The 13,045-nt window shown below is 72.0% G+C and carries 8 protein-coding genes and 1 pseudogene; 3 read left to right on the top strand and 6 right to left on the bottom strand.

Features of this window, described 5'->3' with window-relative positions:
* Positions 1-33: 33 nt before the first annotated feature.
* Positions 34-2,319 carry an AAA family ATPase gene (locus ACFV9W_RS16675; RefSeq protein WP_385761361.1) on the bottom strand — a complete coding sequence of 762 codons (2,286 nt, stop codon included), beginning with the start codon at positions 2,317-2,319 and terminating at the stop codon, positions 34-36.
* A 624-nt stretch (positions 2,320-2,943) separates the two neighbouring features.
* Positions 2,944-3,087 (bottom strand): annotated as a pseudogene (locus tag ACFV9W_RS16670) (SCO5717 family growth-regulating ATPase); the annotation flags it as partial.
* 278 nt (positions 3,088-3,365) lie between these two features.
* Here ACFV9W_RS16670 and ACFV9W_RS16665 point away from each other — a divergent pair.
* The 3 genes from ACFV9W_RS16665 (at position 3,366) to ACFV9W_RS16655 (ending at position 8,735) form a co-directional block, all read left to right on the top strand.
* A complete protein-coding gene (locus tag ACFV9W_RS16665; RefSeq protein ID WP_385760973.1) occupies positions 3,366-5,582 on the top strand; it encodes a protein kinase in 2,217 nt (738 codons plus the stop codon).
* Between the two features lie 56 nt (positions 5,583-5,638).
* Positions 5,639-7,732 carry a protein kinase gene (locus ACFV9W_RS16660; protein ID WP_385760970.1) on the top strand — a complete coding sequence of 698 codons (2,094 nt, stop codon included), beginning with the start codon at positions 5,639-5,641 and terminating at the stop codon, positions 7,730-7,732.
* A gap of 112 nt (positions 7,733-7,844) precedes the next feature.
* Complete coding sequence (locus ACFV9W_RS16655; protein ID WP_385761358.1) at positions 7,845-8,735, top strand: serine/threonine protein kinase; 891 nt, start codon at positions 7,845-7,847, stop codon at positions 8,733-8,735.
* Here ACFV9W_RS16655 and ACFV9W_RS16650 read toward each other — a convergent pair.
* The 4 genes from ACFV9W_RS16650 to ACFV9W_RS16635 all read right to left on the bottom strand — a co-directional run bounded on the left by ACFV9W_RS16650 (position 8,732) and on the right by ACFV9W_RS16635 (position 13,044).
* Positions 8,732-9,031 (bottom strand): DUF397 domain-containing protein, encoded by a 300-nt coding sequence (locus ACFV9W_RS16650; RefSeq protein WP_385760967.1) that lies wholly within the window; start codon positions 9,029-9,031, stop codon positions 8,732-8,734. The genes ACFV9W_RS16655 and ACFV9W_RS16650 overlap by 4 nt on opposite strands.
* A 68-nt stretch (positions 9,032-9,099) precedes the next feature.
* A complete protein-coding gene (locus tag ACFV9W_RS16645) occupies positions 9,100-9,225 on the bottom strand; it encodes a hypothetical protein (RefSeq protein WP_385760965.1) in 126 nt (41 codons plus the stop codon).
* A gap of 280 nt (positions 9,226-9,505) precedes the next feature.
* Entirely contained in the window at positions 9,506-10,507 is a 1,002-nt protein-coding gene (locus ACFV9W_RS16640; protein ID WP_385760961.1) for an SUKH-4 family immunity protein, read from the bottom strand.
* On the bottom strand, positions 10,504-13,044 hold the full coding sequence (locus ACFV9W_RS16635) for an SUKH-4 family immunity protein (RefSeq protein ID WP_385760958.1): 2,541 nt from the start codon (positions 13,042-13,044) through the stop codon (positions 10,504-10,506). Before ACFV9W_RS16635 ends, ACFV9W_RS16640 begins: the two co-directional genes overlap by 4 nt.
* Position 13,045: the final 1 nt, after the last annotated feature.

Genomic DNA, 13,045 nt, shown 5'->3' with positions numbered 1-13,045 from the left:
GTGGGCCCCTGGTGGGTATGTGCGTGGGGGGAGTTACTGGTGTGGGGGTGGCGGCGGTGGGGGCTGCCATCCGGGGTGCGGCGGCTGCGGCGGTGCTTGCGGGGGCGGCTGCTGCTGGTGGGGCTGCTGGTGGTGTTGGTACTGGTGGTGGGGCTGGTGGGGCTGAGGCTGGTGTTGATGGGTGCGGGGGAAGCCCTCGGCGACCATCGCGGAGAGGTCGAAGTACGCCTCCCGCACCTTGGGGCGCATCATGTCGAGGTCGACCTCGGCGCCCGCCGCGAGGTGCTCGTCGAAGGGGATGACGATCACACCGCGGCAGCGGGTCCGGAAGTGGCCGACGATGTCGTCCACCTTGATCATCTTGCCGGTGTCGCGGACACCGGAGATGACGGTGAGGGAGCGGGCGACGAGCTCCGAGTACCCGTGCGCGGACAGCCAGTCGAGGGTGGTGCTGGCGCTGGACGCACCGTCGACGGACGGCGTCGAGATGATGATCAACTGGTCGGCCAGGTCGAGGACTCCGCGCATCGCGGAGTAGAGCAGGCCGGTGCCGGAGTCGGTGAGGACGACCGGGTAGTGCCTGCCGAGCACGTCGATCGCGCGCCGGTAGTCCTCGTCGTCGAACGTCGAGGAGACCTCGGGCTCCACGTCGTTGGCGATGATCTCCAGGCCGGAGGGGGTCTGCGAGGTGTACTGCCGGATGTCCGCGTAACTGTGCAGGTGCGGGATGTTCTGCACCAGGTCGCGGATGGTGGCGCCGGTTTCGCGGCGGACCCGGCGGCCGAGCGTGCCGGCGTCCGGGTTGGCGTCGATGGCCAGGATCTTGTCCTGACGCTCGCTGGCAAGGGTCGAGCCGAGGGCCGTCGTGGTGGTCGTCTTGCCTACGCCGCCCTTGAGGCTGATCACGGCGATCCGGTAGCAGGACGAGACCGGGGTGCGGATCAACTCCAGCTTCCGCTGCCGCTCCGTCTCCTCCTTCTTGCCCCCGAACTTGAACCGCCCGCCACCCGCGCCGGGCGCCTTGCTGCGCTGCTTCTGCCGCTTGCTGTTGACCAGCCGATCGGCCGACAACTCGACGGCTGCGGTGTAGCCGAGGGGGGCGGTGGTGTCTTGGGCGTATGGCGGGTGCGGGTGGGGGTGCGGCTGCGGCTGCGGGTGCGGCTGTGGTTGGGAGGGTGGCTGCAACTGTGGCTGTGGTTGGGGCTGAGCGGGGTGGGGGGAGCTGTAGCCGGGGTGTGGGGCGGGTGCGGGTGCGGCTGGGGGCTGGGGGAAGCCGTAACCGGGTTGTGGTGTGGGCGTGGCGGGTGGTTGCGGGAAGCCGTAGCCGGCCGGGGGCGCGGGGGCGGCGGGGGGTTGGCCGTGGGCCGGTGGTGTGGGTTGGGACGGGGGCTGCGGGAAGCCGTATCCGGGTTGTGGTGTCGGCGTGGCCGGTGGTTGGCCGTGGGCCGGCGGTGTGGCGTGGGCCGGTGGTTGGGGGAAGCCGTAGCCGGGTTGGGGCAGTGGCTGGGGCATCGGTTGGGCGGAGCTGTGGCCGGGCTGTGGTGAGGGCGCGGTGGGGGAGGGCTGCGGGTGGCCGTGGCTGGGCTCGTCCTGGGGCGGGCCGTATTGACCCTGTGGCGCCTGGGGGTGGGCTTCGGCCGGTGGCGCCGGTGGCGCCGGTGGGGCGGGTGACTGGGGGAAGCCGTACGCGCCTTGGGGCTGTGGCGGGGCCGCGGCGTACGGGGCGGCCAGGGGCGGTTGGCCGGGTGCGGGGTCGGCCCACTGCGGGGCGGCGGGCGGCGCGGCCGGCTGGAACGACGGCGGCAACGGAGGGACTCCGCCCGCCGGCGGGGGCGGGGGAGCCCAGGCCGCCTGAGCGTTGGGCGCGGTGCCGGGGGTGGGGGTGTCAGCGGGGGCCTGAGCCAGTTGTGGGGTTGCGAGGCCGGGGGCGGGCGCGGCGTCGGTGACCGGTTCGGGGAGGGGGGCCCGGGGATCCGCGGAGGGTGCCGAATCGGCGGCGGACGCGGTCGGCTCGCCCGGGGGCTCGTCGGTGGGTGCGGTCGGCTCGGCTGCGGTGTCGCTGGTGGGTGCGGTCGGCCCCGCTGCTGCCTCGCCGGTGGGCGCCGCGTCGGTCTCCTCGGTGTCCCGCACCGTGTCGGCCTTCTCGGTGTCCGGCGCCGCGTTGGTCTCCTCCGTGTCCGGCGCCGCGAGCGGGAAGCCGGTGTCCGCCGGGGCGGCATCGGCCGTCCTCGCACGGGCGCTGTCCGTGTCGATGTCGACGTGCACCCGGTGGGCGTCGACCCACGCGCGGGCCCTCTCCTCGGAGGTCTGCTCCTCCACCGGCGCAGGCGTGGGCGCGGGCGCCGGGGCGGGCGGCTCACCGAGCGCCGCGAGCTCCTCGAAGTTCCGCTTGAGCGAGGGCGCGGAGATACGCAGGGTGGCCCCGGTCTCCAGATCCCCGCCGGTCAGGTACCCGCCCTCAGCGCCTCGGTCATCGAGCCCGCCATCAGACGCATCGGCGGTGGAGCCAGGACCGGCCGACGCGGCGGGCGCTGCCGGTGCTGCCGGTGCTGCCGGTGCAACTGGGGCACCCGGAGCCGTCGGCGTGACTGGAACTGCGGGCGCTGCCGGTGCCATCGGAGCCGCCGGGTCGACCGGCGCCGCAGCCACCGGAGTTACCGGTGCCGCGGATGCTGCCTGGGTGACCGGAGCCGCCGGAGCCGCGGGCGCTCCCGGAGTTGCGGGCGCTCCCGGTGCCCCCGGAGCCGCCGACGCGACCGGCACCCCCGGAGCCGCAGGCGCTACCGGCCCAACCGACGCAGCCGGCCCCGCCGCAGCCCCCTGCCCAGCCGGCCCCACCGCAGCCCCCGGCCCCGCTGAATCCCCCGGCACCCCCTCCGACCCCGCCCCCGCCCCCGCACCCCAACTCCCCCCACCACTCCACGAACCCGCCCGCTCATACCAGGGCGGCGGCGCGTAGTCGATCGTGAATTCGCCCGTGAACTCGCCCGGGGCGTCGGCGGGCCGCTCGGCACTGGGTCCCGCGCCGGACGGGGCGCCGGCGGGTGATCCGCCGCCCCCGCGGACATCGTCCCGATCGCTGCTCACAATGCCTCCTGGTGTGGTCGAGCCCCCGCCCCCCTTGACGCGTGCGCGGGAACACAGGACACGTCCCGTCCCAGCCTAATCACCAAAACCGCCCGCACGGCAGGCCTGTCCACACCCCGTCGACTAGACTCGCCGCGCCGTGACCGGGGAGGTCGCGGCGCGGACGGCGGCGGGGAGGGCATGGCGTGCGGAATCGGATGAGGGGCGGCGCCCCGCCCGGGTGCGTACCGCGCCCCCACTGACCCGCACCGCACCCGACCACGGCGAGAACTCACCCCATGCCTACCGCGCTCACCCACGACGACCCCGTACACCTCGGCCCGTTCCGCCTCGTCTCACGGCTCGGCAGCGGCGGCATGGGAACCGTGTACGTCGCGCGGACCGCAGGCGGGCGCACCGTCGCGGTGAAGACGATGCACGCGGCGCTCGCCGCCGACCAGGCCGGACGGACCCGTTTCCGGCTGGAGATCGACGCCGCCCGCGTCATCGGCGGCCAGTTCGGGGCGAAGGTCGTCGACGCCGACCCGCTGGCGGAGACACCGTGGCTGGCCACCGAGTACGTCCTCGGGCCGCCCCTCGACGAGGCCGTGGAGGCCGGCGGACCGCTGCCGGAGACGACCGTGCGCGCGCTGGGCGCCGCCCTGTGCGGGGCGCTCGGCCAACTGCACCGCAGCGACGTCGTGCACCGCGACCTCAAGCCGTCCAACATCCTCGTCACGGCGTACGGTCCGAAGGTCATCGACTTCGGCATCGCACGGGCCATCGGCGACGACCGCCTGACCCGCGTCGGATCCGCCGTCGGTACCCCCGCGTTCATGTCCCCGGAACAGGCCACCGGTCAGGAACACGGCCCGGCCGGAGACGTGTTCGCGCTCGCGGGCGTGCTGGTGTTCGCGGCCCGCGGCAGCGGCGCGTTCGGCAACGGACAGGCCGCCGACCTGCTGTACCGCGTGCGGTACGGCGAGCCGGACCTCACGGGCGTGCCCGCGGGACTCGCCCCCGTACTGGCGCGCTGCCTCGACAAGGACCCGGCGCGGCGGCCCACCACGCAGGAGCTGTCGGCCCAACTCCACACCGGGGCGGGCGAGTTCGCCGACCACCTGTCCGAGGCGCTGCTCGGTGACATCGGCCGCCGGGCCACCCTCGTATGGCAGCCCGCCCCGCAACGGCTGGCCGCGCCCCTGACGCACACGCTCCCGCAGTCCACCGCCGTGCACTCCGGCGCCAACTCCACCGCCGGCGCGCCCGCGACACGACGCCGCTTCCTCGCCGCCGGAGGCGTCCTCGGCGTCGGCGCGGTCGCGGCCGGCGGCGCCCTGTGGTGGACCGGCCGCTCCTCGGATGAGCAGAAGAAGGCGGCGGATCCCAAGGGGAAGAAGACCCGCGTCCGCCGCAACCTCGAGCCGCTCTGGAAGGACGAGGGCTACTTCGAGACCAGCGTCGTCGACGGCGGAAAGGCGATGATCCCCGCCATGGTCGACGGCGTCGCCGTCGCGATGCGCGGGTACGCCCGCGGCCTCGCCGTGTCCGACGGCGCGAAGAAGTGGGACGACCACATCGGCAGCGGCTGGCAGTGGACCACCGCGGACGGCAAGCTCTACCACCTGACCTACAGCGTGTACCAGGACGACCGGGAGGGCGCGCCCGTCGCCGTCGAGACGATCGCCCCGCGCACCGGCAAGAAGATCAAGACCATCGCCCGCCTCGCCGACACCACCGACCAGCTGGACGGGAACCAACTCCTCTGCGTCGCCGACGACATCGCCTACGTGGTCGTCGGCAAGGGAACCGGCGAGAAGCTCGGCTACGCCAAGGCGCAGAAGTGGACCCTGCGCGCCGTGAACTGCGCGACCGGCAAGACCCTGTGGACCAAGCCGCTGCCCCGGCGCGACGAGCTCGACCAGTCCATGTACATCATCAACGCGAAGGTGGCCGGCGGGCGCCTGATCACGTACCAGCAGGTGAAGGAGGACGAACCCCACATCGTCGTACGGGACCTGAAGACCGGCGGCGTCCTGTGGGACGTCCCGTACATCGTCGACGACGTCTCCCCCTTGTGGGCCGGGATCGCGGCCGACGACACCCACCTCTACATCGGCGGCACCCGGCTGAGCGCCGTGCGCCTCAAGGACGGCAAGGCGCAGTGGCAGACGCCCGAAGGCCGCGCGTTCGGCCCGCCGGCCCTGGAAGGCGGCGTCGTGTACGCGGTGGGCGAGGGCATCGGCCTCGCCGCGTACAAGGCGGGCGGTGGCCGGCGGCTGTGGGTGGAGAAGGACGGCAGCGCCGACGAGCAGTCCAGGGCGTGGCGCCCGCTCATCGGCGAACAGTGCGCGTACTACCGCAACGGCGCGCAGTTGCACGCCGTCGACCTCGAGAGCCACGAGGTCGCGTGGACGTACAAGACGGACGGCGACCGCTTCTACGCGAACCCGGAACGCACGCGCATCCTCTCCCTGAGCAACAACGCGAAGCTCGCCGCGTACCCCATGAAGTGACACCCCCCCCACGCACGCATACGTTCCACGACCGCCACCCCGGCAGAAGGCCCCACATGAAACCCCTCGGCATCGGCGACCCCCTCCGCCTCGGTCCCTACCGCGTCCTCGGCGTGCTCGGCGAGGGCGGCATGGGCAAGGTGTACGTCGGTCAGGACGGCGCCGGGACGCTCGCCGCGGTCAAGGTCCTCAAGCCCGAACTCGCCCACGACACCAACCTCGCCCAGCGGTTCGTGCGCGAGGCGCAGGCCGCGCAGGCCGTACGCAGCAAGGGAGTCGCGAACGTCCTGGGCGCGTGGACCGAGGGCGGCCGACCGTGGATGGCCACCGAGTTCCTCGCGGGCCTCACCCTCGACCAGGCCGTCGACGCGCACGGACCGCTGCCCGAACCCACCCTGCGCGCCCTCGCGGCCTCCCTCGCGCACACCCTCGCCGACATCCACGCGGCCGGCTTCATCCACCGCGACCTCAAGCCGCCGAACATCGTGCTGACGTCGACGGGCCCGCGCATCATCGACTTCGGCATCGCACGGCCCGAGCACGGACTGACCCTCACCACGACCGGGGAGGTGCCGGTCACTCCCGGGTACGGGGCCCCCGAGCAGGTGCTCGGCCGCCGCGTCACACCCGCCGCCGACATCTTCTCGCTGGGCGCGGTGCTCGTGTACGCGGCCACGGGGCGGCGCGCGTTCGACGGCGGGCACGTGGCGGCCGTGCAGTACGAGGTGGTGCACGGCGAGCCCCAACTCCAGGGAATCAACCCGGAGTTGCTCGCACTGATCGCCCCCTGCCTCGCCAAGGACCCGGCCCACCGCCCCACGCCCGCCCAGATCGCCGAGGCGATGCGGCCGCCCAAGGGCGCCGAGAAGACGTGGCGGCGCGGCTCCATCGCGGAGGCGATCACCGAGCGGGAGACCGGCGCCCGGCACCTGGCGACCACCGTCATCGGCGGGGTGCAGCCGCAGCAGCCCGCCATGTCGCGAAGACGCCTGCTGACGACGCTCGCCGTCGGCGGCACCGTCGCCGCGGTCGGCGGCGGCACGGCCGCGTGGTGGTACGGCTCGCGCCCCGACAGCGCCCTGTTCGACATCCCGGCGGCCGCCAGGACCCCCGTACAGGCCCTGAAGTCCAAGCCCGCCGACGACTACTCCGAGAACGGCGGGTCCATGAAGCTGTGGTCCGTCACCACGGCCGAGGCCACCACGCCCGAACTGCTGCCCGTGCGCGACGTTTTGGTCTTCGCGCTCGGCTCCGGCGGCATCGGGGCGTACGGCGTCAAGAACGGCAAGCGGCGCTGGTCGGCGGAGGGCCTGCGGGCCAAGGCGGGCTACGTGTCACTGGCCGACCGGCTCGTCGTCGGCGCGGACGAGCAGGGCACGCTGCACACCTTCGTGCCCTCCACCGGAGCGGCGAAGTGGACGTGCGCGCAGGCCGAGGCCGAGACGCTGCTCGCCGCGGGCCCCGACGCGGTCTACCTGATCACGAAGGACGACCGGCTGCGCTGCGTCAACAGCGAGGACGCCGAGGTGCGGTGGACGGTCACCGTGCCCGCGAAGTTCCGCAGGAAGCTGCACGGCCCGGCCGCCGTCGGCGGGGGAGTCCTCGTCGTCCCGGCCACCGACGGCACGGTGCTCGCGGTGCGCACCGACGACGGCCGCACGGCGTGGAAGCAGTCCGCGGAGTCGGAGTCCGTCGTCCGCCCCGCCATCGCCGACGGCATGGTCTACCTCAACGGCAAGACCCTGGAGGCCTACCGGCTCCGCGACGGCAACCGGGAGTGGAGCACGTTCCCGCTCGGCGGCGCCGACTCCGTGTACAGCAAGTGGGGCCCGCCCGAGGTACAGGGAAACCGCGTGTACGCCAACGCCGTCGACGTCACCCGCTGCCACAACCGGGCCGACGGCAACCAGGAGTGGTTCGCGGTCGGCCCGTCCACGGCCAGCCGGGTGCTGACGCAGGGCACCAGCATCTGGTCCGTCGACGACGGCGACGGAATCGGGGAGCTCCAGCTGAAGGGCATCCCGCAGAAGGACGGCAAGAACCCCTGGACGACGAGGTTCCCACGCCCCCACTACACGCAGCTCGCGGTCGGTGGGAACCGGGTCTTCCTGCTGATGGACAGCACGGTGCAGGCGCTGTCGGTGTTCTAGGCGGCGGTAGGGTCGGTGGCGTGGCGGGCCCTGTCGGGTTTTCGTGTCAGGTTTCGTATCGGGGGAGTGATCGCACGTGCAGAGCGTCGGGGGCGGAGGCGGAGGCCGGCAGATGGGCCCGTACCTGCTGCTCACGTCCATCGACCAGGAGGGCGTCGGCGCGGCGCCCGCGGCCCGCTGCATCGCCCGCACACCCGGCGGCGACCGCACGGTCCTGCTGAGCACCCCGGCCCCGGGCGTCGACCCGAACCGCTTCATGGCGGAGGCCGACGCGGCACGCTACCTCCTGGGCAGCTGGACGCTCCCGACCGTCGAACTCGCACCACCCGGCGGAGCCCCCTGGCACACCCGCCCCTACGTCCCCGTACTGCCGCTCCCCACGGCGCTCGCACTCCACGGCGGCCCGCTCCCGGAGCGCACCGTGCGCGCACTCGGCGTCGCCCTCGCCGAGACGCTGTCCGTCGTCCACGGCCAGAGCCTCGTCCACGCCGGGCTCTCCCCGGCGGCCGTGCTGCTGTCCTTCGACGGCCCACGCCTCGACTGCTTCGGCGCGGTACGGGCGGCGGCACCCGACGGAGCGGTGGGACGCGAGCTGCCGGGCGTCGACGTCACGGCCCTCGCGCCGGAGCAGGCGGCGGGCGGCCAACCGCGCCCGCTCGGCGACGTGTACGCACTGGGCGCGACCCTCGCGTACGCGGCGACGGGCCACACGGTGCCCGAACGGGACGAACTCCCGGCGCCGCTGCGCTCACTGGTGAGCAGATGCCTGTCTCGTGACCCGGTGCGGCGACCGCAACTGGTGGACGTGGTGGCCGAGTTGAGCGCCGGCCATGCTTCCCGCCCCGCCGGATTCGGCTCAACGGACCATGCTTCGACGCTCCTCACCCCCGGCTGGCTGCCGTCCCGCCTCGTCGCGGCGCTGGCACACCAGGCGGCATCGGTACTGGACGCGGACCTGCCGACGCAGCCGGCTACGACAGGTACGTACGGGTACGGCTACTAGACCTCCGCGCCACCATTGCGCGGAGCCGGCTCCAGGTCGAACTCCCCGTCCCTGGCGCCGAGGACGAACGCCGTCCACTCCGCCTCGGTGTACCGCAGCACCGTCTCGGGCTCCAGCGACGAACGCATCGCCACGGCGCCACCGGGCAGCTTCGCGATCTCGACGCGCTCCTCGTCCTGCTCGGTACCGGGCGCGCTCTCCCACGTGACGCCGGAGATGTCGAGCGCGTACAACTCGTTCTTCTCGCGCTCCTTACGGGCCTCGATCTCCTCCGGCGTCTCGCCTGTGTTCCCCACGCCGCACCAGCCCTTTCCATCACTCCATGGCAAACACCCTCAGCTTAGCGAGAGTCGGCCGACGGCAGTCAGGAATCGATGGGGCGCTGCGCGACGTCCGGTGCGAGCCGTTGGATGTGACGGAGGTAGACGTCGATCGCCCGGTCGGGCGGGTAGTTGGGAACGGGGGTGGTCTGCCCGGTGTCCTTGGCCACGATGAAACAGCTTCCACCTGGCGCTGCGGGGCGTGGTATGCCGTCGGCAGGAGGAAGGGGCGGGGCCGCGGCATGGACGAGGTACCCGACGGAGAACTCACGTACCCGCAGGGGCAGCGGTGTGCCGTCCGGTCTGGTTGGTCGACCGTAGGTGCGGAGTACTGTCTCCAGTGCCTCGTCGGGACTGCGGGGAGGTGTGGGGCCGTGGTTTTCAGCAGGGTTCACTTTGCTACTCCACCAGAGGGCGGGCGAGTGCCGATTGTTGGCTGGGCACGCGCCTTCACAGAAGTCCGTTCCACATCTGCTCGACGATGACCGCCCACCATCGGTTGACTCCAGCCAGGCATGCTTCATCGATGGCAGCGAGATCTCGCTGAAATTCCGCAGTATCGACCGCGGCCTGACGAGAGTTCAGGCCGCGTCGAGCCGGCCATCGACGGGCCAGCAGCGCAAGGCACTCGGCGAAGCGGAGGACGTCCGAGTTCACGAACGAGGCCCATCCGGAAGTCAGTTCCACTGACCACACCCGCCCTGTGGCCTGCTCCAAACACATTTCGCGTCCGAAATCGTCCCCGAGCCGGAGATAGCCGCGCTGCTGATGGCTCTCCCGAACTTCGGCTCGGAGGTCGGTTCCATTGATCTGCGCGAAGCGAGTGAGATCGCACAGCTGAGTGGCCGGGGCGGTGTCCGCGCGGAAGAAGGGGGGAAAGCTGGTGGGCAGACCGACCGCGCACACGGCGCTCCGTGCGGCGCCTTGCTGGCCACCGTCGCCGTCGGTGGGAGCGGGGTACCGGGTGACGGAATCGGCCCCGAAGGCTCTCGTCAGCGAAACCCGGACGTCCTCTGGGTGGGGCTCGGGCAATTGGGGGACCGCACCCGGTGCGGGCAGTGGCTCGCGCAGCGTCCCGAGGGGTGGCGTCCGCCCCTCCCGAACAGCAAGGTCCCGTACGTGCTTCTCCAGCGCCGTGACACCACGGATACGTGAGGCCGCGTCACCTCCGTACTCCGCACTGTGCGACACCTTGACGCCCGGCCATTCGCGAAGGAGGAGAGCCGCGCAGTTGCCGCCCGGAACGGCGCAAGGTTCCAGCTCGCAGTAGAACTCGACAGCAACCGTGCCCGGAGGCGTGGACCCACTCAGGAAATTCCGGATCTGCCATTCCGGGTGCGGAAGGCCGGGGCCGCTCTTGGCGATTCGAGTGTGCTCGGAACCGTCCGGAGTCCGGTATCGGCAGACCGCTGCGTATCCCGGCCCTGTCGCAAGGTCGGTCGGCTCGCTCACTCGAACTCCAGGGTGTAGATCATCGCGTCGGAAATGAGACGCGGCCAGGCCGGGTTCTCCGGTGCTGCTGCAACGGGGTCGATCAACGTCAACGCCTCGAGCACGAATTGCTCGAAGGCGGAACGCTCGCCCGGACAACGCTCGCGTGCGAAGGCCAGCCCCCATACACAGGTCGCGAGGCAGGCCAGGAACGCGCCCAGGGAGGAGTTCAGAGCTGCGAGCCGGCGGTCGTCGTCATAGACCAGAACCTGCCCCGACACCGGGTCGAGGCAGACGGGCTCTTCCTCGTCCATCAGGTAACAGAGCACGAGCAGTTCGCCCTGGGCTGCGGTGGGCGGCTCTTCCTCCGGGAGGAAATCTGCCAAGGAGGGCAGCTCGGTGACGCAGCTGTCCAGACCGTCGAACCAGATGCCGGTGAGGGGCAGGCCCACGGTTCCGAGGAGGCGGCGTACGTCCTGTGGCAGGGACGTCAGCTCCGCCAGTCGTTCCTGCGACGTGCGTACGGGACCGCCGAGCATGGTGAAGAGCTGCTCCAAGTCCTCTTCGCGCAAGGGCAGCTCAGGTCGCCAGGCGGGACGGGGCGGGTAAGGAGCCGGGACGTCGCTCGGCGTATGTTTCGCGGACACGTCGGCCGGGGCCACGCATAGAAAACCGCTCGGCCCCGAAACGACGACGTGCTCGCCCACCATGTGCTGCCACAGCCATTGTCCGTCCGCGAGGCCGGGCACAGCGGTCGGCATGTTGTGCGCGGAAGCGTCGAGGAGTTCGAGGTGTTCGTCGACCGCGCTCGGAGCGGGCACGGCCGCACCGTCGGCGACGCGCCACCACGCCTCGGTTCCGTCGACCGCGCCGCGTGTGCACAGCAGGACGTCGTCCCCGACCAGGCGAGCAGCCACGGGACGGACAGGACCGGGCCAGTGCGGATCGAACGCCGCGGGGTCGAAGACCTCGGTGGGGCGCCAGTGGAGCCAGGCGACGGTCCAGGGAAGGCGCGGGCCGTAGCTGTCGATCCACTCCATGAGGGGCCGGTCCTGGACGATCGCTGCTGCCAGCGCTAGCCGGGCGGCCCGTTCGGCGAGGTTGTCCGCGGCCGGAGCCCCGGCGAACAGCCTTTGTTCCTCCACCAGGGCGGAGCGTCGCAGCGCCGCCTGGTCGGTCGTCGGAGCAGGGGCGCCCCGGAGCGCCTCGGCCAGCGCCTCCGGCTCGGCCAGCAGGCACACGGACGGGGCGTCGAGCCAGTCGTCGAGCATCTGTGCCGCTACCGCATGCCCCAGGCCCTGGGCAGTGACGTACTCCAATTCGGCAGACAACCGAAGCGTGCCGTCCGGTGCGAGCAGACCGGTCATGTCGGTGGGAATGTGTCGTGCCAAAGCCTGGGCGATGCGTCGCTCCGCTTCCACCGCACTGGAGCCATAGGCGGAACGGACTGCGTCGGACAGTGCCTCGTCGCTGGGGCGGAAATACCTGACGGCACGGGGGCCCCGGAGGGTCTCGACCTGCTCCATCGAGATATAGGGCCGTAGCAGGTCGAGCCGGTGCCGCAGATCCTGTATCGAGCAGGCGCGGCCTGTCAGAGCCTTGACGGCTCCCGCGCACAAGGACTCCGGCATACCGAGTTCCCCCTGCGCGAGCATGATGGGAGCAGCCACCATGTCCAGCCGGTCCCGGCCCGCGCTCCGGAAGGTGACCATGTCGTGCCAAGCGTGCGCCAGGCCGCGCGGCAGCGCATCGAGGGAGTCGGGGAGCGAGGCGGCGGGGCGGGAGCGGTAGTCGATCGCGAGCGTCTCGGCGAACAGGAAGTTCGGCCAGGCCTGTTCGCAGATCAACTGAGCTGTTCGCACCTGCTGCTCCGTACCGAGCCTCTGGCCTCGTTGGTGTGCCAGCAGCCGCCGGACCCAGTCGCCGAACTCGGCACGAGGAGGCGCGAAGGGCGCCGCGTCCAGATCGAGTACGGCTGGATCGGGCAGCCCGGCGGCGGCCGTCAGCGCGGCCGCCATGTCCTGGGGGAGATCGACCAGAAGACGCACCGGGGCGCGTGACGCCGTGACGGAACGTCGCACCCGCTCTGCCGCAGTGACCAGAGGCAGCACAAGGTGCTCCACCACCTTCTCCGCTTCACCGCTGCCCCGGAGTCGGCCACTGTCGGCGATGTCCGTGAGTGCGACGGTGAACGCCCGCCCCCTGCGCTCGGCCGCGCGCGCCAACTCGATGAGAGGCAGCCTCCCTGGGTTTCCCGGAGGCGGTTCGCGGTCCGGCAGCAGAGCCTGCGAGAGAGCGGCGGTCAACTCGGCCGTCGTGCGCTGACGGCAGTCGAGGGCCAGATCGATTGTCCCAACCGGCGGCAGTTCGTCGACGACCGTAGGGACGTACTCCCGGGCGTCGGAGTCGGAAGCCATGATCGCCCAAGAGGTGAACCAGGACTTTCCACAACCTCGGGATCCCGTGACGACCCGCACCAGATCCCATGGGGCGTCCTCGGCGAGCCAGTTCACGAGCCGGGCGGCAACGGTGGCCCGACCGATCAGCGTGAATTCCACG

Source organism: Streptomyces sp. NPDC059897, assembly GCF_042730865.1.
GTDB lineage: Bacteria > Actinomycetota > Actinomycetes > Streptomycetales > Streptomycetaceae > Streptomyces.
The sequence above is the reverse complement of the archived record's forward strand: the minus strand, read 5'-3'. Positions and strand labels throughout refer to the sequence as shown.

What these genes read in the sequence shown, in the direction of transcription:
- ACFV9W_RS16665 (WP_385760973.1), top strand. Translation starts at nt 3,366, where the DNA reads ATGCCTACCGCGCTCACCCACGACGACCCCGTACACCTCGGCCCGTTC.
- ACFV9W_RS16660 (WP_385760970.1), top strand. Translation starts at nt 5,639, where the DNA reads ATGAAACCCCTCGGCATCGGCGACCCCCTCCGCCTCGGTCCCTACCGC.
- ACFV9W_RS16655 (WP_385761358.1), top strand. Translation starts at nt 7,845, where the DNA reads ATGGGCCCGTACCTGCTGCTCACGTCCATCGACCAGGAGGGCGTCGGC.